Annotated in this window: 19 protein-coding genes and 1 pseudogene; 8 read left to right on the plus strand and 12 right to left on the minus strand. The window is 60.8% G+C overall.

Going from position 1 to position 22,407, the window contains the following annotated elements:
- Nucleotides 1–15: 15 nt before the first annotated feature.
- The 3 genes and pseudogenes from ASG35_RS23395 to fba all read left to right on the plus strand — a co-directional run bounded on the left by ASG35_RS23395 (nucleotide 16) and on the right by fba (nucleotide 4,063).
- Entirely contained in the window at nucleotides 16–888 is an 873-nt protein-coding gene (locus ASG35_RS23395) for a phosphoribulokinase (RefSeq protein ID WP_056363312.1), read from the plus strand.
- 32 nt (nucleotides 889–920) lie between these two features.
- Nucleotides 921–2,972: a transketolase gene (gene tkt, locus ASG35_RS23400; protein WP_056363315.1), complete on the plus strand. Its 2,052-nt coding sequence runs from the start codon at nucleotides 921–923 to the stop codon at nucleotides 2,970–2,972.
- A gap of 53 nt (nucleotides 2,973–3,025) precedes the next feature.
- A pseudogene (fba, locus tag ASG35_RS23405) lies at nucleotides 3,026–4,063 on the plus strand (class II fructose-bisphosphate aldolase).
- A 1,077-nt stretch (nucleotides 4,064–5,140) separates the two neighbouring features.
- Here fba and ASG35_RS23410 read toward each other — a convergent pair.
- Genes ASG35_RS23410 through ASG35_RS23420 form a run of 3 tightly spaced genes read right to left on the minus strand, consistent with a single transcriptional unit; the run spans nucleotide 5,141 to nucleotide 9,266 of the window.
- Nucleotides 5,141–6,529: a DUF6513 domain-containing protein gene (locus ASG35_RS23410; protein ID WP_056363317.1), complete on the minus strand. Its 1,389-nt coding sequence runs from the start codon at nucleotides 6,527–6,529 to the stop codon at nucleotides 5,141–5,143.
- Nucleotides 6,508–7,137: a flavoprotein gene (locus tag ASG35_RS23415; protein ID WP_056363320.1), complete on the minus strand. Its 630-nt coding sequence runs from the start codon at nucleotides 7,135–7,137 to the stop codon at nucleotides 6,508–6,510. The genes ASG35_RS23410 and ASG35_RS23415 overlap by 22 nt, the downstream gene beginning before the upstream one ends.
- On the minus strand, nucleotides 7,134–9,266 hold the full coding sequence (locus ASG35_RS23420) for a sigma-54-dependent Fis family transcriptional regulator (RefSeq protein ID WP_056363323.1): 2,133 nt from the start codon (nucleotides 9,264–9,266) through the stop codon (nucleotides 7,134–7,136). Before ASG35_RS23420 ends, ASG35_RS23415 begins: the two co-directional genes overlap by 4 nt.
- Nucleotides 9,267–9,558: 292 nt before the next feature.
- On the opposite strand from ASG35_RS23420, the gene ASG35_RS23425 reads away from it, so the two are divergent.
- Nucleotides 9,559–10,017: a dihydroneopterin aldolase gene (locus ASG35_RS23425; RefSeq protein WP_235527682.1), complete on the plus strand. Its 459-nt coding sequence runs from the start codon at nucleotides 9,559–9,561 to the stop codon at nucleotides 10,015–10,017.
- Nucleotides 10,018–10,060: 43 nt separating this feature from the next.
- On the opposite strand, the gene ASG35_RS23430 is transcribed toward ASG35_RS23425, so the two are convergent.
- The 9 genes from ASG35_RS23430 to ASG35_RS23470 all read right to left on the minus strand — a co-directional run bounded on the left by ASG35_RS23430 (nucleotide 10,061) and on the right by ASG35_RS23470 (nucleotide 17,789).
- Nucleotides 10,061–10,450, minus strand: a complete 390-nt coding sequence (locus ASG35_RS23430) for a hypothetical protein (RefSeq protein ID WP_056363326.1) — start codon at nucleotides 10,448–10,450, stop codon at nucleotides 10,061–10,063.
- A gap of 122 nt (nucleotides 10,451–10,572) precedes the next feature.
- Complete coding sequence (gene fae, locus ASG35_RS23435) at nucleotides 10,573–11,082, minus strand: formaldehyde-activating enzyme (RefSeq protein ID WP_056363328.1); 510 nt, start codon at nucleotides 11,080–11,082, stop codon at nucleotides 10,573–10,575.
- Between the two features lie 143 nt (nucleotides 11,083–11,225).
- Nucleotides 11,226–12,080, minus strand: a complete 855-nt coding sequence (locus ASG35_RS23440) for a triphosphoribosyl-dephospho-CoA synthase (protein ID WP_056363331.1) — start codon at nucleotides 12,078–12,080, stop codon at nucleotides 11,226–11,228.
- A complete protein-coding gene (locus tag ASG35_RS23445; protein ID WP_056363334.1) occupies nucleotides 12,064–13,026 on the minus strand; it encodes an ATP-grasp domain-containing protein in 963 nt (320 codons plus the stop codon). The genes ASG35_RS23440 and ASG35_RS23445 overlap by 17 nt, the downstream gene beginning before the upstream one ends.
- A complete protein-coding gene (gene mch, locus ASG35_RS23450) occupies nucleotides 13,023–14,054 on the minus strand; it encodes a methenyltetrahydromethanopterin cyclohydrolase (RefSeq protein WP_056363337.1) in 1,032 nt (343 codons plus the stop codon). The genes ASG35_RS23445 and mch overlap by 4 nt, the downstream gene beginning before the upstream one ends.
- Nucleotides 14,029–15,222 (minus strand): ATP-grasp domain-containing protein, encoded by a 1,194-nt coding sequence (locus tag ASG35_RS23455; protein ID WP_056363848.1) that lies wholly within the window; start codon nucleotides 15,220–15,222, stop codon nucleotides 14,029–14,031. Before ASG35_RS23455 ends, mch begins: the two co-directional genes overlap by 26 nt.
- Before the next feature lie 14 nt (nucleotides 15,223–15,236).
- A complete protein-coding gene (locus ASG35_RS23460) occupies nucleotides 15,237–16,169 on the minus strand; it encodes an NAD(P)-dependent methylenetetrahydromethanopterin dehydrogenase (protein ID WP_056363340.1) in 933 nt (310 codons plus the stop codon).
- Between the two features lie 70 nt (nucleotides 16,170–16,239).
- Nucleotides 16,240–17,289 (minus strand): beta-ribofuranosylaminobenzene 5'-phosphate synthase family protein, encoded by a 1,050-nt coding sequence (locus tag ASG35_RS23465; RefSeq protein ID WP_056363849.1) that lies wholly within the window; start codon nucleotides 17,287–17,289, stop codon nucleotides 16,240–16,242.
- A gap of 113 nt (nucleotides 17,290–17,402) precedes the next feature.
- Nucleotides 17,403–17,789, minus strand: a complete 387-nt coding sequence (locus ASG35_RS23470; protein ID WP_056363342.1) for a 4a-hydroxytetrahydrobiopterin dehydratase — start codon at nucleotides 17,787–17,789, stop codon at nucleotides 17,403–17,405.
- A 434-nt stretch (nucleotides 17,790–18,223) separates the two neighbouring features.
- On the opposite strand from ASG35_RS23470, the gene ASG35_RS23475 reads away from it, so the two are divergent.
- From ASG35_RS23475 to ASG35_RS23490, 4 genes are all read left to right on the plus strand, one after another.
- Nucleotides 18,224–20,032 (plus strand): methanol/ethanol family PQQ-dependent dehydrogenase, encoded by a 1,809-nt coding sequence (locus tag ASG35_RS23475; protein WP_056363345.1) that lies wholly within the window; start codon nucleotides 18,224–18,226, stop codon nucleotides 20,030–20,032.
- 184 nt (nucleotides 20,033–20,216) lie between these two features.
- Nucleotides 20,217–20,630: a c-type cytochrome gene (locus ASG35_RS23480; RefSeq protein WP_056363346.1), complete on the plus strand. Its 414-nt coding sequence runs from the start codon at nucleotides 20,217–20,219 to the stop codon at nucleotides 20,628–20,630.
- Nucleotides 20,631–20,691: 61 nt separating this feature from the next.
- Complete coding sequence (locus tag ASG35_RS23485) at nucleotides 20,692–21,585, plus strand: substrate-binding domain-containing protein (RefSeq protein ID WP_056363349.1); 894 nt, start codon at nucleotides 20,692–20,694, stop codon at nucleotides 21,583–21,585.
- Nucleotides 21,582–22,358: a hypothetical protein gene (locus tag ASG35_RS23490; protein ID WP_056363354.1), complete on the plus strand. Its 777-nt coding sequence runs from the start codon at nucleotides 21,582–21,584 to the stop codon at nucleotides 22,356–22,358. The genes ASG35_RS23485 and ASG35_RS23490 overlap by 4 nt, the downstream gene beginning before the upstream one ends.
- The last annotated feature ends 49 nt before the right edge of the window (nucleotides 22,359–22,407 follow it).

The following is a 22,407-nucleotide window of genomic DNA, read 5'->3' on the forward strand; positions in this document are numbered from 1 at the left end:
ACCAGGAGACACGTCATGTCACTTAAACATCCGATCATTGCAGTGACCGGTTCCAGCGGCGCGGGAACGACGACCGTGATGAAGAGCTTCACGCATATTTTCAGGCGAGAAAAGATCAACGCGCAGATTGTGGAAGGCGATGCGTTCCATCGGCACGACCGGCTCGGCATGCGCGAGGCGCTCAAACAAAGTGAGCGTGACGGCGTGCGTAACTTCAGTCACTTCGGTCCCGAAGCCAACTTGCTGGTGGAACTCGCGCAGCTGTTCCAGACCTATGGCGAAAGCGGCGGCGGGCAGATCCGCCATTACGTGCACGACGAGAAAGAAGCCGTGGTCCACAAACAGGACTCGGGAACGTTCACGCCTTGGGAAGACGTTACGCCTGGCACAGACCTGCTGTTCTATGAAGGTCTCCACGGCGGCGCCGTGACGGATAAAGTCGATGTAGCAAAACACGCCGATTTGCTGGTGGGCGTGGTGCCGATCATCAACCTCGAGTGGATCCAGAAGTTGCATCGCGATCAGAACTTGCGTGGTTATTCGCACGAGGCCGTGGTCGATACCATCCTGCGCCGCATGCCGGATTACGTGAACTATATCTGTCCGCAATTCTCGCGCACGCACGTCAACTTCCAGCGCGTGCCGACTGTCGATACATCGAACCCGTTCACCGCGCGCGAGATTCCGCAAGCCGACGAAAGTTTTGTCGTGATCCGCTTCGCGCGCCCAAAGGGGATCGACTTCCCGTATTTGCTCACCATGCTGCACGACTCGTTCATGTCGCGTCCAAACGTGATTGTCGTGCCGGGCGGAAAGATGGGAATTGCCATGCAACTCATCTTCACGCCGCTGATCCTGCAACTGCTCGATCGCCGCGCCCGAGCCTGAGCATTCTGTTCATCGTTGAAAGGAGCATTCCCATGGACGCAGTCATCGAGCAACACTCACCGCCCGCCGTTCACAGCGACCCCCGCCTGATGGCAAACGCGCTTCGCATGCTGGCAGTCGATGCAGTCGGCCAGGCGAAGTCGGGTCATCCCGGCATGCCGATGGGCATGGCCGAGATCGCCGTGGCGTTATGGAGCCGGCATCTCAAACACAACCCGCACAATCCGGATTGGGCCGACAGGGACCGCTTCGTTTTATCGAACGGACACGGTTCCATGTTGTTGTACGGCCTGCTGCATTTGACCGGATACGACTTGCCTCTCGATGAATTGAAACGTTTCCGGCAACTGCATAGCAAGACGCCCGGTCACCCGGAAGTAGGTCTCACGCCAGGCGTTGAAACAACCACCGGACCGCTCGGGCAAGGCTTGGCGAACGCGGTTGGAATGGCGCTTGCCGAAGCTTTGCTCGCACAGGAATTCAATCGTCCCGGGCATGCGGTCGTTGATCATCGAACCTACGTTTTTGTGGGCGACGGATGCCTGATGGAAGGGATCTCGCACGAGGCGGCTTCGCTTGCGGGAACGTTGGGATTGAGCAAGCTTACCGTGCTCTACGATGACAACGGCATCTCCATCGACGGACACGTTGCGAAGTGGTTCGCCGACGATACCCCTGCGCGTTTCGAAGCCTATGGCTGGCATGTCGTGCGCAACGTCGATGGTCACGATGTCGACGCCGTCGACCGCGCGATAACCGCCGCGCAGTCCGTTGGGAAACCAACATTGGTCTGCTGCAAGACCGTCATTGGAAAAGGCGCGCCTTCGATGGCGGGCACGCACGACGTGCACGGTGCCCCACTTGCCGCCGATGAAGTCGCAGCGACGCGCCGCGCGCTCGACTGGCCTCACGCACCCTTCGATATCCCCGCTGACATACGCAGCCGGTGGGACGCGCGTGAACGCGGCAGGAAAGCGGAGTCGGACTGGAACATTCGGTTCGATGCATATCGCAGGCAGTATCCGCGCGAGGCTTCCGAATTCGAACGACGCATGCGTGGCGCGTTGCCCGCGCATTGGCGCGCGGCGGCGTCGGCAATCGTGCAGGAGGCAGACCGCGCGGCTCAATCGATAGCGACGCGCAAAGCCTCGCAAAACGCCATAGAAGGATTGGCGCGCGCGTTGCCGGAGTTACTCGGAGGATCGGCGGATCTTACGGGCTCCAATCTCACGCGATGGAAGGAAGCGGTCACCGTAAATGCAGAAGGCGGGACGCTGCACGGCGGCAACTACGTGCATTTCGGCGTGCGTGAATTTGGCATGAGCGCGGCGTTGAACGGCGTCGCGCTGCATCGTGGATATTTGCCTTTTGGCGGCACGTTCCTCACTTTTTCGGACTATTCGAGGAACGCGTTGCGCATGGCTGCGTTGATGAAAGTGCGCGCCGTGTTTGTCTTCACGCACGACTCGATCGGCCTGGGCGAGGATGGTCCCACGCATCAATCGATCGAACATGCGGCAAGTCTCCGGCTCATTCCCGGCCTCGATGTCTGGCGTCCTTGCGACACCGTGGAAACGGCGCAGGCGTGGGTATGTGCCGTTGATCGCGATCGTGCTTCGTGTCTGTTGTTGAGCCGTCAGAGCTTGCCGTTCGTATCGCGTGATGAAGAGCAGATCGATGCAATCGCGCACGGCGGTTATGTGCTCCGTGACTGGCCGGAACCCGTGGGCCGCGTGGCAAAACGCGTGGTGTTGATCGCGACGGGTTCGGAGGTCGCGCTTGCGTTGGCGGCTATTGAGCCTTTGCGTGAGAACGGCGTGCTCGCGAGGGTGATATCGATGCCTTCTACCAACGTGTTCGATCGTCAGTCACGTGCGTGGCGCGACCGCGTGTTGCCGCCGAACGTGCCGCGTGTTGCGATTGAAGCCGGCGTGAGCGCTTTCTGGCGGCAGTACGTGGGATTGGACGGCGGGGTGATAGGCATCGACAGCTTTGGTGAATCCGCACCCGCAGAAGCGTTGTTCGAGCATTTCGGCTTGACGGTGGAGCATGTGATCAGCGAAGCCGAAAGGGTCGCTTGCTGAAGCTTGAAACCTTCCTTGCGTCTTCAGATTTAATCGATACTACGGAGTCCGATATGCCTTTCATTGCATTGCGTCAGTTGCTGGATCACGCGGCCGAGTACGGTTATGGCGTGCCGGCATTCAACGTGAATAACATGGAGCAGATCCAGTCGATCATGCAGGCCGCGCATGCAACGCGCAGCCCCGTGATTCTTCAGGCGTCGGCTGGAGCGCGCAAATATGCGGGCGAGCCATACTTGCGGCATCTCGTGCTTGCAGCGCTCGAAGCGCATCCCGATTTGCCGGTCGTGCTGCATCAGGATCATGGGGCGAGTCCATCGGTGTGCCAGCAGGCAATACGTTCGGGATTTACATCGGTGATGATGGATGGGTCGTTGTTGCCCGACCAGAAGACACCTGCCGACTACGCATATAACGTCGATGTCAGCCGTCGCGTGACCGAGGCGGCGCATGCGGTGGGGGTATCGGTAGAAGGCGAGCTGGGATGTCTGGGATCACTGGAAACGGGCCATGCCGGCGATGAGGACGGCGTTGGCGCTGAAGGCAGGTTATCTCGCGATGAGTTGTTGACCGATCCGGAGCAGGCCAAGGCGTTTGTTGAGGCTACGGGTGTGGATGCGTTGGCGATTGCGATTGGCACATCGCATGGCGCGTACAAGTTCAGCCGTCAGCCCGATGGTGAGATATTGGCGATGGACAGGATTGTCGCCATACACAAGATGATTCCGGATACGCATTTGGTGATGCACGGGTCGTCGTCGGTGCCGCAGGAATGGTTGGCGATCATTCGCGAGCATGGCGGCGAGATTCCGGTGACGTATGGTGTGCCGGTGGAGGAGATTTAGCGCGGGATTGCGAATGGTGTGCGGAAGGTGAATATCGATACCGATATCAGGTTGGCGATGACTGGGGCCATGAGGAGGTCGCTGGCCATGGCGAGGGGGGAGTTTGACCCGCGTCATGCGTTGAAGGCGGCGACGGCCGCAGCGCGGGATTTATGCGTGGCGAGGTTCGAGGCGTTTGGATGTGCGGGGCAGGCGGACAGGATTAAGGTGCTTGGGCTGGAGGTTATGGCGCAGCGATATCAGTAGGGGGCGCTGGCGCTTGAGGGGGTAGGGGCTTTTTTGGTTTTCATGCGTTGCGTTCTGACTGATTTTTTGGCACTTTTGGACACTGTCCGTGGTGGGACTTCATTTCACAAGGTTTAACGCTGACTCTTGGACGGTTGTTTGTAGCGGTTGGGGTCAATGCTGGGTTGTTGCTGCTTAGGCTTTCGCGGGTTCTGCCTTAGCTGACTTCTTTATCACTGTTAGCCACTGTCCGTGGCGGGACTTCATTTCTTTGTCCAACGGCGACAAAGAAACGAAGCAAAGAAAACGCCTCCCAACCGCTAATTCTTAAGTCCGTGGCGGGACTTCATTTCTTTGTCCAACGGCGACAAAGAAACGAAGCAAAGAAAACGCCTCCCAACCGCTAATTCTTAAGTGTCCACAGCGTGCAATGACAACTGTATGGCACGCAAGAAGCACCCTCAGCGCATAACCCCGAACACTTGAAACCCTCCCCCTCCGTTCACGGATACCCACACGCTTCGCCACCAGTGTGGGAATCCACTAACCAGGCCTCCGCGCTACGCGCGCAAGCGCCCAAACGGAACAAGCGGCAGTACTGGCGCCGACGGTTGCAGTTCAAGATGCTTTGGACCGGTTGTGGGCTCAACCCGTCGTTATGCGTTGGACGGGTTTCCGTATTAGCGGATTCCGACATTGGCGGCGAAGCGTGTAGGTATGTGTTGCCGGAGCGGGTGCTTCTTGCGTGCCACACGGTTCTCGCTGCACGCTGTGGACACTTAAGAATTAGCGGTTGGAAGGCGTTTTCTTTGCTTCGTTTCTTTGTCGCCGAAGGACCAAGAAATGAAGTCCCGCCACGGACAGTGGCTAACAGTACTAAAGAAGTCAGCTAAGACAGAACCCGCGAGGGCTTAAGCAGCAACAACCCGGCATTGACCCCGACCCTGACCGCTAAGAACTTAGCGCCAGCGCCAAACCCTGTGAAATGATGTCCCGCCACGGACAGTGGCTAACAATGCTGAACAGAACAACCAAAACAGCACGCGCGAAAACCTAAAAAGCAGGACCCCTCACGGCCCCCGCCCGACCCCCGCCCCTTCACCCCTTCCTCCGCGTACTCCCAACCTCTTCCCACTTATCGAGATCGCCGGTGGATCTTTCCACCTCAACCCCGGCCCCCCAATCCAACTCCTGATCCTGATCGAACCGCTTCCCCAGCTTCCACGCAATCTCAGCCCGCGCCAGCTGCACCCCCATATAAAACGCATGCCCCCCATCGGCCTCCAGCCCCAACCCAGGATAAAGCGCAAACGGATCACGTTCAACCTGATGCCCATCGCGGTTATAAACATGGATACCATCCGCCGCGACCTGGACCCGAAAATTCGGATCCCGCACGGCCGCGGCAAACAACCCGATCTCCGCCGCGTTGTAAGGAAAAGGCCGCTTGTCGTGCAGCGTGGCAAGATCGCTGCAAATCCCCTTCGGCAAGACCTGCGCCTCGCGCGCGGCAAACATCATCCGCCGCGCGATATCCGCCTCCTTCACCGCGCGACGCGCATGCAAACTCACCGACGTCGTCAACACCGCGTTCACCCGCAACTCCGCAGCCATGCCAAGCAATACGGCATTGATGCCACTCGTATCAGCCTCGGTGAGTTCCGTCACGTTGCCGATGCCCATCATGATTCCAATGTCCGGATAACGCGCCCGCAACGCGACGTATCGCGCAATCGATGCCGCCAGTCCAAACGGAATCGGATCGAGAATGGGATCAGCAAGAAAGGGACGATTGCGGGACAACAGCGCCTCGATGGCAATATCGAGCGACGCCGGGTCGCCCGGCTCACGTGCAACAAGTATCGGCACCGATGCAACTTCATCAGCTATCCATAACGTATCGGCATTGAGGCTCATCAGATAATCCGCGCCCGCGTGCCCGCCACGCACGAGTTCGTCGGTACGCATGGAATCCACGCTCACCCGATACCCACGCTCCTTCAGCGCGCGCACGGAATCTTCGAGGTGCGCAAATGGCGTTTCTGGCAAGCAGCCGATATCGATTACATCGGCGCCCTGAGCCGCGTAGACGGACGCGCGCTCGACAATACCGTCAACCGAAAGCCGCGGAGCATCGACGATTTCCGCAAAAATCTCTGTCTCATAGCGCGATAAATCCAGATGCCGCGCTTTGCGTCCAAAGAACTGCGGCAAGTCCTTGACCTCTTCGGGACCGCGCTCGACCGTCACGCCGTAATGCTGGCTTAATAGATCGAGATCGCCACGGCACTTGCCCGGCACGATCATCCTGGTCGCGGAAAGCGGCAGGGGAACACGGCGCCGGATCATGTCGGCGGTCATCAACGCGGCGACCTGCAAGCCGATTTCGCGGACTTCCCACGTGAATGGCGCGGGCGTCATGCCTTCGAGCACCTGACGCAAACTGCGTTCGGCAAGCCTGCCTGTCAGGAAGACGATGTGTTCCATGCGAGCCCGAGTATCGATAGCCGTTGATCGAGCGCCGCCTTCAACTCATCGAGCGAGCGCGCCACCGTCGTGTATTCGATCAGCGCCAACTGGTCCACACGCTGCAGTTCGATGTTGCGCGGACGCACTTCGACCCACTCGTGCGGACTCTGCGTTATCACGCTCGGCGCGGTGTCACATGCGAAAACAATGCCCGGAATGCACTGCTTGCCGGCCTGCGCGTAAAGGTTGGTCGGCAAGGTGTCGGAAATGCCCAGCGCGCATTTTGCAACCGTGTTGCTGGTCGCGGGCGCGATCACCACGGTGTGATATTTCCCTTCGTAAAGCATGCCGACTGGAACGCCGCTCGCGCTGTTATCGCGGAAAACGCGGAAATGTTCGCGCAGCCTGGGCAAGGGCCAGCCATAGAGCGGCAACACTTCCTCTCCCGCCGACGATAGAAACAAGTCCACGCCCTGCAACTGCCCAGCAAGCTCGATGGACTCTTCGATCATATGGCCCGACCCGGTCACGCACCACGCAAACCGCGCGTCGGGCTTGAACTGGTCGAGCTTGCGCGCGGGCGTGGGTGCGGGCGTGAATGGACGGGGCGCTGACGGTTCGCTCATGCGTTGGGCGGTAGCGCCGATCCGTCGTGCGAAAGCCGGATATGCAACCGATGCATCTTCCGATAAAGCGTGTTCCTGCTGATCCCGAGTCCTTTAGCGACGCTGCTGACATTCCAGCGGTGTTCATCGAGCAGCTCGAGCACCGTCTCGCGTTCCTTGAGCTGAATTGCGTTAAGTTCCGACGTGTTCGAATCTTCGGCGGCATGCATATAGGGGCTGGCCGCAGGCGCGCTGTTCACGCCGTATCCCATTCCCATGCCGAGCCGCGCGGCATGTGTAGTGCCTGCAAATTGCACGATCTCGACTGGCAGATGCGAGCAGTCGATCTCAGTGCCATCGCACAATGCAACAGCCATTTGCAGCACATGACGCAACTGGCGGATGTTGCCCGGCCACGAATAATTCAGCAGCGCATGGCGCGCTTCGGCGCTGAGCGTAGGCGGCTCTTCCGCTTCGGCCGCGAGCAGATGATGCATCAGCGCGAGTGCATCGGCACGTTCTTTCAGCGGCGGCAAATTGATCTCGATGCCGTTGAGCCGGTAATACAGGTCTTCGCGGAAAGCGCCGCTTTGCACGAGTTCGAGCAGGTTCCTGTGGCTCGCGCTAATCAGCTGGAAATCCACCTTGACGGTGGTTTCCGCGCCGAGCGGCGTGACCTCGTGTTCCTCAAGCACGCGCAGCAAGCGCGCTTGCAAGGCCATCGGCATATCGCCGATTTCATCGAGGAATAGCGAGCCGCCATTTGCCTGCACGATCTTGCCGCGGCGTCCTTCGCGCTGCGCGCCGGTAAAGGCGCCCGCTCGATAACCGAACAATTCGCTCTCGATCAGGTTCTCCGGCAACGATGCGCAATTGACCGCAACAAAACTGCCCGCGCTGTTCGGGCTGATGCTGTGAAGCGCGTTTGCGAAGACTTCCTTGCCGGTGCCTGTCTGGCCGCGCAGGATGATCGGGATCTTGCGCTGTATTACACGCACGGCGAGCTGGATTTGCGACGCCATGCGCGGATCGCCGAATTCCAGATGCGCGAGTTTTTCCAGCTTGCCATCCTGCGCGGCGAGATCGCGTGTCGGACGAACACCTTTGGCGCGTCCAGCCGGAGATGAAACCGCAGACGACGCCGAAGAAGATGCCGCAGAAGAACCCGATCCCGCGCGGCTCGACGGATCGTTCATCAGGATGCGGGTTGCGCTAGTGGTGGCGTCGCGCGGTGTCTGAGCGATCAGGAAAAAGCGGTTGTTGGCGTTCGCGCTGTAGACGGTCACCGGATGGAACGAGCCGCGAATGCTGCGCGCGATCATGTCCTCCAGCGGCACGTTGAACGCTTCCTCGATTCGCTTGCCGCACAACTCCGCATGCGAACGGAAGTCGAGCTGAAAGAGCGCGCTGCGGCTGGSGGCAAGCACTACGCCGTCATCGCTGACGGCGAGCTTGCCGGCGTGCAGCGTACCGACGAATTCCGGGCGGCTGTGAAAGTGAATCATGTTCGCGTGCCGGTAGCGCGCATCGAGCAAACGATTTTCGATCATCTGCCGCGACATGCCGACCAGCACCAGCGAATGCTGTTGCAGCAGCTTCGAGCGGCTCGTGACATCGAGTACGCCGGCCACTTCGCCGCGATCGTTGAAGATCGGCGCCGCCGAACAGGTCAGCGACGTGTATCGCGGATAAAAATGTTCGTGCTGGTAAACCGCAATGCATTCGCGCTCCGCGAGGCACGTGCCCATGCCGTTCGTGCCGGCTTCGCGCTCGCTCCAGAGCGCTCCCACGCGCAGGCCGTCCGCCGCGATCGCTTCGCCAAAAGGGACGGAGGCGACTTGATGGACGATCACGCCGTCTGCATCGACGAGTACGACCGCCAGTTCCGGGTCGGCGAGCTGCTGGTAGAGCGTGGTCATCTCGAGCTTCGAGCACGCGATGAGATCGCTCGCCGCCTCGCGCCGCGCGGTGAGTTCCTGCTGCGTCAGCACGGGCGGCATGACAAAGCGCGCGGGGTCGAGCCGGAATTCCTTGAGACATCGCATCCACGACTGCGCGACGGAGTCGCTCGTGGGACGCGTCGGCAACTGGTTGTTGACGATGTTCAGTACGTCTCGTACGTGCACGTTGTTGTCAGCAAGCGACGACATGGACATGGGGCCTGTCTCCGGGGCGTCCACTGGTTCTTGCGACGGTTCGCAAGCGCCGCGGCGCCGTATCTAATGGTATTCCCCTGCGCGGCGTGTCTCTGGTACGGCCCTCTGCACGCGTTCGCGCCAACCCGCTAATTCTGAAGTGCTTATGAACCAGCGTTAACTTAAAACTTTACATCCGATGACGTCGCTGTTCAATAAGTAGTCGCGTCAGGGTTGGCGAGTGCGCCCGGAATTTGCTTTATTCCTTCGTGGTTTTGCCCTTCCGCTTATCCGTGATGGAGCCTCCATGGCGCTTTTCGATGCAATCCGATCCACGCACGGTTCAGCCGGTTCATCCGGGCCAGCGCGCCGCGTCATTCCCGTGGTCTTCCCGCAACCTGTGAGCGATACGCCGATGGACATCGTCTATATCAACGGCTTCACCGCGCAAACGGTGATTGGTATAGACGCAAGCGAGCTGCACGATCCACAGCCTGTCAGGCTGGATCTTGCGATCGGGATGCCGTCCATACGCGCGTGCTCGACGGACCGGATCGAGGACACAATCAATTATGCGGCGGTGCACGATGCGCTCGCGTTGCTGATGATGTCGCACGGGGTTCAGTTGCTGGAGCGGCTGGCGGAGAAAGTCGCGCAGTTGTTGATCGAGGATTTCGGCGCGCACTGGGTGCGGGTTTCCCTCGCCAAGCCCGCCAAATTCGATGACGTGGATTCGGTGGGCGTGGTGATCGAGAGGAGGTGTTAGGACCCGCTGACGGCTTTTTCACCGACCCAGTATCAAAGGGTTTTTACTTCGCCGCGGCCTTGGTCACGCCGCATGCGCGGAACGCTTCTGTTTGTATCGCGCGGAAGTTCTTGGTCTGCGCCTTCGCCCGGTCCACCCGGAATTCGTTGCCGCCTTCGCCGCCGAGCGTTGAATACTTGGAGAACGTCATCTGCTCGACGTAGTCGTCGTAGGGAAGAGCTTGCGCGATGTGATCGATCGCGCACGAGCATTTGTACACGTTCGCAAAGTCGTGACCATTGTCGTCCATGCAGCCAAGCACGTATTCCACGCGTCCCTGAGTCGGATAGTCGTAGCTGTGCTTCGCCGCCTCGCCGGAATCCGCCGCGAGCGCAATCGCGGGAGCCACCGCGAGACTGGCAAGCAGCAGCCGCACGCAGGTTCGATGAGTCATTACAGTGCCTCTGCCAAAGCTTTATTCATACAGTTGAGTGCATGAGCGGAAGGCCGCGATTCAACTTCATTCAAGTCGAATTCGCGGCCCGTCCTTCCTCCTGCTGAACGCCTGATCAGGATTCAGGCCGCCGCAAACGGATGCGCGGCAGCCGCTTTCTTCTGTACCACTTCCGCCGCGCTCGGCGATCCGGAAACCGCGCGCTGGATTGCTTCACGCGTCGCCTTGTAGTTGTACTCCTGAATCTTCTTGTCGTCGTCGGCTTCCCAATGGATGAACACGCCGACGCAAACAAACACGTCGTCGGCTTCGTCCGCCGGGATGGTGCCGTCCTCCACGCTGTCGGCAACGGCGAGCGCGACCGCATGCTGCGCCGGGCCGAACATCTGCACGGCCTGCTTGGCGCCCTTGATCGTGACCTTGTTGAACATCACCGTGTTCGGCCGGGTGATGAGGTTCGGCGCGACCACCGCCAGCAACGACGTGAAGCCGTCCTTGTTATTGACGAGAGCATTGCAGAACGCGGTTTCGACAGCCGAACCGCGCGGTCCAATCAGCAAGTCGATATGTGCGACCTCGTTGCCGTCGCCAATCAGCGACTCGCCTACCATGACGCGGTTGATTTTGGCCATGCTGTTCCTCCAGTGATTTTGGATACGAATGTCCCGCTTGCGGTCAGTACGAGACACGCCGTAGAGACGCTGTCACGGACTGTTTGAGAATCACGGCTGTTCCTATCATGTTCCGTGCCAATCGGAATGCATGGCGGCCGGCGTCAATACGCATCGGCTCGTGCGAGGCCTGCAGCGAACAACGTCGCGACCGTCAGATCGGCGCTCGTGCCGGGATTGATGCCAAGCGCCTTGAGTTCCGCGTCCCAGCTCAGAAGGTCTTGCTGCACGCCTTCGTACCCTTCACGATGCAGCGCGTCCCGCCAGCGGCGCGCCTCGTCCGTGACACTCTGCGCCACGGGCAAACCGTGCTTGCGCACAATGTGTGAATCGGGCCAGCCGCTTAGAAATCGGAGGAAGAGGGCGAGTGTGGAGGTTTCATCGATTGCCTGAACATTGCGCGCCGAATCGAACACATCGGCGAAACCGTTCGCGTACTGACGCGCGATGCTGTCGCGTTGCGCGGCCAATGTCATCGCGCTACGAAGGTCGATGGTGGGCGCGTCGTGGGCCGATTGCTCGGGTGCTTCGCCCAGTCCGCCAGGATTCGCCAGCGCGATCGCACGATACGCGTCGCGGGCATCGTCGATATTCAGCCGCGCCAACGTCCTTTCCGTTGCGTTGCGCCATGTGTCGAGCGTGAGAGTCGCGTCGGGGAAATCTTCGAGCGCTGCTGCCATAGGCGCGACCAGCAACACGATGCCAAGGTTGGTATTGCAGCCGGCAACTTCGCGCGTGCGGCGCACGGCTTCCAGGATGCGTTTGCCAACGCGCGCGCCGGGTTCGAACAATCCGTGCGCGGCGGCATCCGCGCTTGCGATGAACTGCGCCGCCGTCATCCCATGACCAGCGCTGCCAATGCTGACATTGCCCGGCTTGACCGTTTCCACATCGAGCCGGCAAGCGGCGAGGAAGGCCGCCAGCGCCTTTGGAAGCAGGGAGTTAATGTCCTGTGCCATCGCCGGTCTTGAGAGGCGCAGGGACGTGCGCCGCGAGCTTGCGGTCGATCAGATCATCGACCAGCGCGGCGGCAATATCGAATTGCGTGACCGACTGCAATCCGCGCCACGCTGCGACGCCGTTGACTTCGAGCACCAGCGGACTTGCGTCATCGTCGGACGGAATCAGATCCACGCCCGCATAGTCGAGCCCTAGCGCGCGGCTCGCCTGCACGGCGATACCGGCGAGCCGCGGTTCCAGGGACGCCGCTTCGCACGCCGCGCCCTGCGCGAAATTATGGATCCAGCCTTTGCCGCCGACACGTTTCATTGCAGCGACCGCGCGGCCGCCGATCACGAGCACGCGCCAGTCGAAACCCGGACGTGCGCCTTCGATGTATTCCTGCAAGTAAGCAACCTGACCCGACCCACGCAGCGACGGCAAAGGCGCAAGCGAACCATCGCGGCGATTCGTGCCGAGGCGCCGCAAGCCCTTTCCCTGAGACCCGAACAATGGCTTGAGCACCACGCGGCGTCCAAGCGCGGCCTCGCGCATCAGCACGCGCTGCGCGAACGCCGTCGACTCGCTCGCCCATGTGCGCGGTGTCGGGACGCTGTGAAGGTTGAGCAGGAAACTGGTCATGGATTTATCGACGCTGCGTTCAATCGCGCGCGCGTCGTTATAAACGGGCACGCCAGATTCGCGCAGCGCATGCAGGATGCCGAGCCGCAACGTGACCTGCTCGAACGTACCGCCCGCGATCCCGCGCACAAATACGGCGTCGGGCAGCGCCTGGCCGAAGCCGGGTATCGCAAGGCCGTGCGGTTGCCAGGTTGTATCGATGCGGCAATCCGCCAGATCCACGCAACGCGCTTCCACGCCGCGCGCACGAAAGGCTTTTTTCAGGCGCGAGGTGTGCCAGCCGGTTTCGTCGCTCATGATCGCGACGCGCAATCCCGTACTCATGGCTGGGCCCTTTCATTGACGGCCAGAACCGGTGGCGCGCCGCTCCATTGCGTGTCGAGCAGCGCCATGTCGAGCGCGCCGCCGTGGTACGTCACGCCGCTTTCCAGGCTGCTGACCCAGACTTCCGCAGGCGCGAACAACGCGGGATCGATCTGGTAGAAATCGTAGTTGAAGGCCTTGAAGATATCGGCGAAAGGGCGGCCGTAATCGCGCGCATTCGACGACGGCAATTCCGCCGCAAGACGTTGCGCGACGCTATCGGTTTTGACGGTCAGATGCACGCGTCCGCCATACAGGATGGCGTCGTTGGTGCGGCCCATCGCCTGGATAGAATCGGGTGCGGGCGGCGGCAAGGGCGCGGAACCGCTGCCTTCAATGATCTCGCTGAGGTGCACGCCGAGCACATGCGTCTTGTGCAGTGCAACCTCTACCACGCGGGCCACGACTTGCACCGTTCCCGCGACAGAGTGTGTCGGCGTAACGACTATGGTCAGCTTGTTTGGCGCGAGCGCGCAGTCGCGCAAGATTTTATCGATGACGATTTGCGGCGGCAGCCGGTCCACTTCCATCACCAGCGCTCCGCAATCATGCCGGTCGCGGTAGCCGAGTTCATCGAAGAGCGGTTCTTTCGCGGCCAATGCGCGCGCCGGCCCCGAGCCGAGCGAGAAAAATTTCTTCCCGCCGGTTTGCTCTTTCGTGGCGGAAAGACTCCAGCCGGCGTACTGGCTTCCGAGGCACGCAAGCACCGGCTGCGACGTGTGCACTTCGATCATGCTGGGCCAAAGCGGATTGGCTTCGAGACTCGAGCGCACCGCAACCCGGCCAAGGCCGCCCATGCACAGCCGCGCGATCAGCACGCCCGCTTCAACGCCGCCAGTTGCTTCGACGCCGGCATCGACGATTCCCGTGCCATCGGGCGTTCGCGAAATGGCGAGACGCAAGTGCTCGGCGTTATCGATCAGTCGGGTGGCGAGACGCTCGCTCAGCGCGTTGACGCTCACGTCAGACAGAGAAAGGGGTGACGACATCAGCGTCCTCGCTGCAGGTTTCGATGCGTTGCAAAAGAAGCGTTTCCCGGCGGTCGAGTTCGTCCCTGACGGCGGACTCGGAGGTCTGCGTGACAACGAGCGTGCAAACCGGTTCGCCTACGCCGATGCGCGTGCCCGGATGTGGAACGTCGTGGCACGCGGGATCGGTGAAACACGCTTGGCTGAAAGCCTGGGAGACCGTGAAAGCATAGGGCGCGAACAGCACGCGCTGTCCGGATTTTTTGGTGACTGGCGACGCTGCGGATGGCAGACGGCCGTCGATACATGCATCGACATGACATGCGAGCAAGCCGCGCGGCCAGGCATCGGGCGACGCGCTTTCGTAAAGTGTCATGGTCGACGACGGGCGTGCGTTGATTTCAAGCACCTCGAAACGCTCGCCATCGAGCAGGAAATCGATGCTGTTCAATCCCACGAGCCGGGTTTCGGCCGCGATGACTTCGATTGATTCGGTGATCTTATTCTTGAGTTCGCGCGGCAAATCTATCGGCCCGATCGAACCCGCGTGAAGGTACGGCCAATGGCCGGTCGCCATGCTCAGTTGCTCCGCGAATCCGATCACCCGCGCTTTGCCGCGCGCTGCAATAAAAAGCGCGGACATCGACCGGCCGGGAGCGCGACGCTGGAAATAGGCATCGCCAACGGTCGAAGGATCTGATTGCGACAACACTTCTATATGCGTTCCGCCGCAACCGTTCGCATGTTTGACGAGCCAGCCGGTGTTATTGGCGGGAGGGGTAAACGCGACTTCGGGATGCGCGATTCCCAGCCGGTCAAGCAGCGCGAAAAAACGTCGCGGTTCGCGAACCGCGGCCGTTGGCGCGGCACCATTGCCAATGAATCGGGGAAGCCTCGATGCGCTGCACAATTCCGGCATCATCGGTTCAAGCCCGCTGCCCACTACAAAACCGAGCATTCGCGGCAAACGCGCGGTGCGTTCGAGCGCATCGAACAAACGCTGCCGGTCGATCGACAAACCGCCGCCGCTTATATCGAACCACAGCGGCGCCAAGCAGCGCGTATCGCGGTCGCCGAAGATATCGAGCGCCGCGACGTTGAATCCCGCCCGATGCGCGGACTGCGCGAGCATCCTGGCCGATAACCCCACGGCCGCGATAAAAGGCGCATGCGTCGAACGGGCGGACATGGCAAAGCGCCGCATCATCCGGCGCCGCCGACGCCGACGATCGCGCGGGCTTCATCGAAGGCTTCGGGAAAACCCAGGTACACCGGTTTGCCTCCGGTGCGCATGCGTACGAACAGTCGGTGCTCGACCTGATACTTCACGTTGCCGATCGCCAGCGCGCCAATGCCGAGCGCGTCCTGACGCACGGCGCCGGCGAGCGGTTTGCCGTCGTCCATTACGTGCACGCCCGCGATACCTTCGGGCGGCACGGCGTTGACATCGGCGGCGACCAGCAGATGTTTTGCATGCGACAGATCGGCGGCGCTCATGACCTGCACGCCCGCGACGGCGGTTGCCATCACCACTTCCGCCGTGGACAACGCGCGATGCAAGTCCTCGGGCGTGCGCACGGAAACGCCTGTGGTCGCGATATCGAAGCGGCGGTTGACTTCGTCGCTGACCTGCGTGGCGCGAGCGATATCGGAGTGACTCGCGATGAGAACCTGCGCGCCGAGCGATGCCGCCATTGCCGCCGCCACGCGGCCGACCGCGCCCGTGCCACCCAGAATCAGGATGCGTTTGCCGCCGAGATCCGCGTTGTGCCCATCCTTCAAATGCTTCTCGACGAGCGCAACCAGCGCGGCGGCTGTCGTGTACGAACCGCTCGGGTCGGCGAACACGGAGACTTCGAAGGGCGGCACCATTGCCTGGCGCGCGGTGTCGAGCATGTCGGCGGCGAGCATCACGTCGCGACCGCCTATAAAGATGCCGGTGCGCGAAACGCCCTTCGGACCGCGCGAGAAAATCGCGTCCTGTGTCAGCGTGACGACGTGTTCCGGCCCGACGTTGCAATACGGCACGATCACCTGATAACCGGCGTCGGCGGCCATGTTGACATCGAAGGGACTCATCTGGGGCGTGGCCGTCAACATATGCAGGATGTACGGCCGTTCAGTGTTTTCGGGCATGTCGATGAACTCGTTCAGGTTTTCAGATCGATGGCGGGCCGCAGCCCAAGAAAAGATTCGCGAGATGTCGTCAAGGGCAATCGCTTTTGCAGCGCTCTGTGGCGGCTATATCGGCCGGATTGGCTGCGTCAGCCACATGAATGGCGCCGCCGCGATTGGCGGCTGCCACGACCGAACACGTGATGCCGGGCGTCCCGCGGGTTGCATCGAGCGCGGCTTGGAGGCCGCGTTGCGCCTCTTGCGCGCTGCGGAAAAACGCGAAGCCCGTGGGTCCCCACGAGGTTTGTCCAATGCCCGGCGTACTCACGGAGCCGAGCGCGGCCGCGACGGCGGGACTCGAGAACACGCCGCCCTGCACGGGTGCGAAATACTCGCCGATGGTCTGCTGCACTTCGCCGATACCTTCGGCGAAAGCATCGAAATCCTGTTCGGCGACGCCGGGCAGAACACGCATCAGCACGAGATGGCAAAGGTGCGCCGCGAGCGTTTGCGGAAACGGCGCGAGCGCCGCCAGCGCGCGCCGTTCGTCGTCGCCGTGAAGACCTTCAATGCGGGTGTCGTCGATAAGCAGCACGCGCCACGGCTCCGGAAACGCGTGACGCGCGAGCATGGGAGGCGGGTGTTTGTTCGTGCCGGGACCGCCGTCGACGATCAATCCGCCATGATCGAAACCCAGCATGCCGATGCCCGATCGCGCACCGCGTCCGAGCAATCGCGCGAGGTCCGCGCTCGCTGGCGTTCTGCCGGCAAGCCGCGCAAACGCGGTGCCAACCGCAAGCGCGAGTTGCGTGCCGGAACCGACGCCCGAATGCGCACGCGGCGCATGATGCACTTCTACTGCGACCGGGGAGCTGCCGTAGGCCGCACGCAGCTGACGCACATACTGTTCGATCCGCAGACGCTGCGCCTCGCTGCGCGCGCCGATGACGCCTTCTTCGTCCGCGAGATGCGCGGTGATGCGGGTGCCGGGTGCATCGACTGACAGGCCGATACTGCCGAACGCGCGCCCGAGCGATGCATTGGGATCGAGAAAACCGAGGTGCAGGCGCGCGGGCGCATCGACAGTAACGGCGGATAACGGCGATAAGCGATCCGGCAAGCTATTGAACGGCAGCTGCATCGCGTGTCCCAAGGTTCGTTGTGGTGAGCGAGATTAGGCGAAAGCGGGCGAAAGCCGTGGAGGTCCAAGGCAAGAGCCATACCAACATGCCTCGACGCGCGCCGGTGTTCGTGTCAGGCATCGTCGTACTTGATGTAGCGAAAGCGTTGATCGTCCGACGGCGTGCCTTCCAGCGCACCGCCTTCGCGTCCCGGCTGCCACTGGATCACCTCTTCTATCTTGCTCGCGAGCGCAATGTCCTTGCCCGTGATGCCCTTGGCGGAATGCGTCTTGAGCTTCACCACCACGAACGCATACGAGACCGTGAGGTCAGGGTGATGCCATGCAGCCTCTGCAAGGTGTCCAATGGTGTTGACCACCATCAGCGTGCCTTTCCATCCTTCGGTCTTGTACTTGCGGCGCAGCCAGCCGTCTTCCATATACCAGTGCGCGAGCGCGCCGCTGAGGTGTTGCTGGATCTCTTCATCGGAGAAAACCTTCTCAGGTTGCTTGCTGGTCATGGCATACCCTCGCTTGATCCCGAAAGGGAAAAGTGCAATTGAAATACTCGTGCAAGCACCGCGCCAGAAATCAAGTGGTGCACATATCCATGAAGAGGTCTTGTTCATGGTGCAGCGCACTGGCATCCCGGCAATAACCCTTAGCGTTCAACGGGCTGGCTGTATCGCGGATTTGACACAGTATGTGTCGTTATCCGAATGAAGCGTATCGCGGCACGGTCTTGTTTAACGCGCCTGCTCCACTGGTGCTGCGTCCGTTACGGCGCCGCCCGATGTTTCATCTCCCGGCATGGAATATGCAATTCGTCTTCGCAAACAGAAGCCCGTCATTGAACGGGCGGAGCTTAAGCTCGCTGCCTGCACCGGTGAAGGCGCGCCCGGAGCGTGGTAGTGGGGTCATCCCTAGTCGGACGGCAACACATTCTGGAGGAGACATGAAACTACGCACCCTGGTTCTTGGACTGGCGGTGGTTGCAGGAACGGCCTTTAGCTCATTCGTGGCACAAGCCGATCCGCAGCTCGACGCCTCGATCAAGAACTCATCGAACTGGGCCGCTCAAGCAGGTGATTACTCGAATCACCGGTACAGCCCGCTCAAGCAGATCAATGAAAGCAACGTCGCGAAGATGCAGGTGGCGTGGACCATGTCGACCGGCGTGTTGCGCGGTCACGAAGGTTCGCCGCTCGTGATCGGCGACACTATGTATATCCACTCGCCGTTTCCCAACAAGGTCATCGCGATCAACCTGAAGGACCAGACGTTTATCTGGCAATACGAACCTAAGCAGGATACGCAGGTGGTATCGGTGATGTGTTGCGACACCGTCAACCGCGGGCTGGCTTTCGGTGACGGCAAGATCTTCCTGCAACAGGCGGACACCAAGCTGGTCGCACTCGATGCCAAGACGGGCGATGTCAAATGGACCGCGCAAAACGGTAATCCCAAAGCTGGCGAAACCAACACCAATGCGCCGCATGTTTTCGGCGACAAGGTGATCACGGGTATCTCCGGCGGGGAATTCGGCGTGCGCGGCCGCCTGATCGCATACGACATCAAGACCGGCAAGGAGGTCTGGAAAGCGTTCAGCACGGGCCCCGACAACGAGATGCTGCTCGATCCCGACAAGACCATGACCTGGGCCGACGGCAAGATGGTGCCTGTGGGCGCGGACTCGTCGCTGAAAAGCTGGAAGGGCGATCAGTGGAAGTCGGGAGGCGGCACGACCTGGGGCTGGTATGCCTGGGACCCGAAGCTGAATCTTGTCTACTACGGCACCGGCAACCCCGGCACGTGGAACCCGACGCAACGTCCCGGCGACAACAAATGGTCGATGTCTATCTTCGCTCGCGACCTGAACACGGGTACGGCGAAATGGGTCTACCAGATGACGCCGCATGACGAATGGGACTACGACGGCGTGAACGAAATGATCCTCGCCGACCTGCCGATGAGCGGCAAGACCGTGCCGGCGATCGTCCATCTGGACCGTAATGGTTTCGGCTATACACTCAATCGCGAAACGGGCCAATTGCTGGTCGCCGACAAGTACGACCCGGCGGTGAACTGGGCTGATCGCGTGGATGTGAAGAGCGGACTGCCGATTCGCAACGCAGCATATTCCACGCAAGCAGCCGGTCCCGATCACAACGTCAAGGGCATCTGTCCTGCAGCGTTGGGTTCTAAAGACCAGCAGCCCGCCGCGTTCGATCCGAACACTAAGCTGTTCCTCGTTCCGACCAACCACGTGTGCATGGACTACGAGCCGTTCGAAGTGGAATACGTGTCCGGACAGCCTTACGTTGGCGCGACGCTTTCTATGTACCCCGGCCCGAACGAAAAGGGCGCAATGGGCAACTTCATTGCCTGGGATGCAGCCAAGGGCAAGATTGCGTGGTCCAAGCCGGAGAAGTTCTCGGTGTGGTCCGGCGCGCTGGCAACAGCAGGCGGCATTGCGTTCTACGGCACCCTTGAAGGTTATCTGAAGGCCGTGCGCATTTCGGATGGCAAGGAGCTGTGGAAGTTCAAGACGCCTTCCGGGATTATCGGCAACGTGTTCACGTATCAATATCAGGGCAAGCAATTCGTGGGTGTCTACTCGGGCATCGGCGGATGGGCGGGAATCGGCATGGCGGCAGGCCTCGAAAAGTCCACGGAAGGACTGGGCGCGGTCGGCGGCTATCGTGAACTGGCGAAGTACACCGCGCTGGGCGGCACGCTTTTCGTGTTCGCAATCCCGAGCTGAGTGCCAGTTGCCTCTGCTTTAACAGGCTGTAAGGCGGCATCAGTCCGCCCGACTTGAGAGTGCAGGATGCGTGCTGGCCGGAAGCTTGCCGCGCGCGTCCCCCCAAATCCCAACCGTTTATCCACACCGCCGGCGTCTACTGACGCTCGGACGCAGCACGCTCTAAACGAAGGAGACTTGAGCAATGAAAGGCCGAACACTCTTGCCGCTGGCGATAGCGCTTGTCGCGATACCCGTTTCCTACGCCCAGACCGATTCGGCGCAGCTGAAACCGGTCGCGTATCAGGTTGTCGATGGCAACAAGGTCGATAACAACACGCTGCAAGGTTGGAGGACATGGCGCGCGCTTGCGTGCGAACGGTGTCACGGAGCGCAGCAACAAGGCATGGTGGGACCGTCGCTGATCGACGCGTTCAAGACGCTCGATACCACCGAGTTTCACAGGACGGTGTTCGGCGGACGCCTCGACAAGGGTATGCCCGACTTCAGTTCGAGCCCCATGATGCAGAAGAATTGGCAGAACCTGTTCGCGTATCTGAAGGGACGCTCCGACGGCAAGATCAAGCCGGGCGACCTGCAGGCAATCGACGCCAAGTAATCGACACCAAGTAATCGACGCCAAGCAAGTGCACGCGGTTTTCGCTTTACCGGAGGGTTTGATGTCTGAAGGCAATATAAGGCGCGCGGTTCTGGTCCTGTTGAGCGTGGCATGTCTGGGCGCAAGCGCGGCTCATGCCGACGGTCCGGCGCTGCCGCACAACGACGGGGCCGACGGTGTACTGCGCGTGTGTGCTGATCCGAACAACATGCCCTTGTCCAACAGCCAGGGAGAAGGTTTCGAAAACAAGATCGCGGAGCAGATGGCAAGTGACTTCGGCTACAAGGTCGAATACACATTCTTTCCGCAGCGCATGGGCTTCATCCGCCGTACGTTGCGCGAAAAAATCCCCAACACCGACGACTATAAATGCGACCTGGTAATCGGCGTGCCGAAGGGTTACGACATGACGTCGACCACGCGCGCGTGGCTGCATTCCACTTACGCGATGGTCTATCCCAACCGGCCCGAGTTTGCATCGATCGCTACGCCGTCCGATCTCCTCAAGTTGCCGCCCGACCAGTTGAGCAAGCTGCGTCTCGGCATCTTCTCGAATACGCCCGCGGTGGATTGGCTGCTGGGCAATAACCTCATCGAGCAGGCTGTTTCGTACAAGGTGCAAAGCGGCGATCCCGCCGAATTCCCCGGCGAGATGATCCAGCGCGATCTCGCGGCAGGCAATGTGGACGTGGTGTTCCTGTGGGGTCCCATTGCCGGATATTTTGCCAAGCAGGCGGGCGACAAGGTCAAGCTCGTGCCGTTTCCGCCTGCACCCGGTCCGCGCTTCGATTACGAAATTTCGATGGGCGTGCGCTACGGAGAAGGCCCGTGGAAAACGAAGATCGACAACTGGATTGGCGCAAATCACGCGAAGATCGACAAGATCCTGACGAGCTACGACGTGCCGCTGCTGCCGATCAACGACGCGCCGTCTGCTCAGGCCAACGCGAAATGACGGCATCGCCCGGTTGTTTTAAACGCGCGTGCAGCGTTGCCGTTGTCACAGCGTGCATGCTGGTCGCAGTCGATCATGCGCGCGCTGCCGACGCTCCACCCTCCGCGAGCGCCGCGGCTTCGGACATTGCGCCGGCCGAGCGCTTGCTGTTTTTATCGACGCATCTGAAAGGGGTCGAGCCGCAGACGGAACTCGACTACGCGGTCGATCGATCCGGGCCGCCCGCCAAGGAAAAGGATACGGTGAAAGTGCTTGTTGTCAGCGCCGATAACGCCAACAGCGACGCACGCATTTCAGACCATCGCGGACCGGTCGAGATGTCTGGGGAAGGATTGCCGTGCAATCCGGTGATCCTTTATTTCCTCGAACACGATGTCGCCGAAATGCAGCAACTCACCGGCGGCCAGCGGCGCTATTTCCAGCGCCGCGTGCGTCTCGCGCTGGCAGCGAACCCCGCTATTACAGCCGTCACGCGCGACGCCCAGGGCAAAAAAGTCAGCGCACAGCAGATCGTCATCCAGCCTTATCTGGACGATCCAAACGGTTCGCGTTTCTCGCAATACGTGGGCAAGCGCTATACCTTCGTGATGTCCGATGCAGTGCCCGGCCAAGTGCTGCTGATCCGCACGGAAGTGCCGGGATCGAACAACGATTTCGTGCATCCGTTGCAGATCGAGACGCTGAGTTATCAGGGCGCGCTGCGCAGCCTGTCGCCGCCGCCGGGAAAGAAAATGCCCGACAAGTCCGTGAATGCGCCGCGCGCGAGCAACTGAAATCGGAGTTCGCGTTCCTGCCTGAACATGCCGCACACGCCGTCTTGCA

The sequence above is a fragment of the Burkholderia sp. Leaf177 genome (assembly GCF_001424345.1).
In the GTDB taxonomy this organism is placed as follows: domain Bacteria; phylum Pseudomonadota; class Gammaproteobacteria; order Burkholderiales; family Burkholderiaceae; genus Caballeronia.

Coding starts and splice junctions, on each gene's coding strand:
- ASG35_RS23425 (WP_235527682.1), top strand. CDS start 9,559: ATGGCGCTTTTCGATGCAATCCGATCCACGCACGGTTCAGCCGGTTCA.
- ASG35_RS23470 (WP_056363342.1), bottom strand. CDS start 17,789: ATGACCAGCAAGCAACCTGAGAAGGTTTTCTCCGATGAAGAGATCCAG.
- tkt (WP_056363315.1), top strand. CDS start 921: ATGGACGCAGTCATCGAGCAACACTCACCGCCCGCCGTTCACAGCGAC.
- ASG35_RS23480 (WP_056363346.1), top strand. CDS start 20,217: ATGAAAGGCCGAACACTCTTGCCGCTGGCGATAGCGCTTGTCGCGATA.
- ASG35_RS23475 (WP_056363345.1), top strand. CDS start 18,224: ATGAAACTACGCACCCTGGTTCTTGGACTGGCGGTGGTTGCAGGAACG.
- ASG35_RS23465 (WP_056363849.1), bottom strand. CDS start 17,289: ATGCAGCTGCCGTTCAATAGCTTGCCGGATCGCTTATCGCCGTTATCC.
- ASG35_RS23455 (WP_056363848.1), bottom strand. CDS start 15,222: ATGTCCGCCCGTTCGACGCATGCGCCTTTTATCGCGGCCGTGGGGTTA.
- ASG35_RS23445 (WP_056363334.1), bottom strand. CDS start 13,026: ATGAGTACGGGATTGCGCGTCGCGATCATGAGCGACGAAACCGGCTGG.
- ASG35_RS23490 (WP_056363354.1), top strand. CDS start 21,582: ATGACGGCATCGCCCGGTTGTTTTAAACGCGCGTGCAGCGTTGCCGTT.
- ASG35_RS23460 (WP_056363340.1), bottom strand. CDS start 16,169: ATGCCCGAAAACACTGAACGGCCGTACATCCTGCATATGTTGACGGCC.
- ASG35_RS23410 (WP_056363317.1), bottom strand. CDS start 6,529: ATGGAACACATCGTCTTCCTGACAGGCAGGCTTGCCGAACGCAGTTTG.
- ASG35_RS23440 (WP_056363331.1), bottom strand. CDS start 12,080: ATGGCACAGGACATTAACTCCCTGCTTCCAAAGGCGCTGGCGGCCTTC.
- fae (WP_056363328.1), bottom strand. CDS start 11,082: ATGGCCAAAATCAACCGCGTCATGGTAGGCGAGTCGCTGATTGGCGAC.
- ASG35_RS23485 (WP_056363349.1), top strand. CDS start 20,692: ATGTCTGAAGGCAATATAAGGCGCGCGGTTCTGGTCCTGTTGAGCGTG.
- ASG35_RS23430 (WP_056363326.1), bottom strand. CDS start 10,450: ATGACTCATCGAACCTGCGTGCGGCTGCTGCTTGCCAGTCTCGCGGTG.
- ASG35_RS23415 (WP_056363320.1), bottom strand. CDS start 7,137: ATGAGCGAACCGTCAGCGCCCCGTCCATTCACGCCCGCACCCACGCCC.
- mch (WP_056363337.1), bottom strand. CDS start 14,054: ATGTCGTCACCCCTTTCTCTGTCTGACGTGAGCGTCAACGCGCTGAGC.
- ASG35_RS23395 (WP_056363312.1), top strand. CDS start 16: ATGTCACTTAAACATCCGATCATTGCAGTGACCGGTTCCAGCGGCGCG.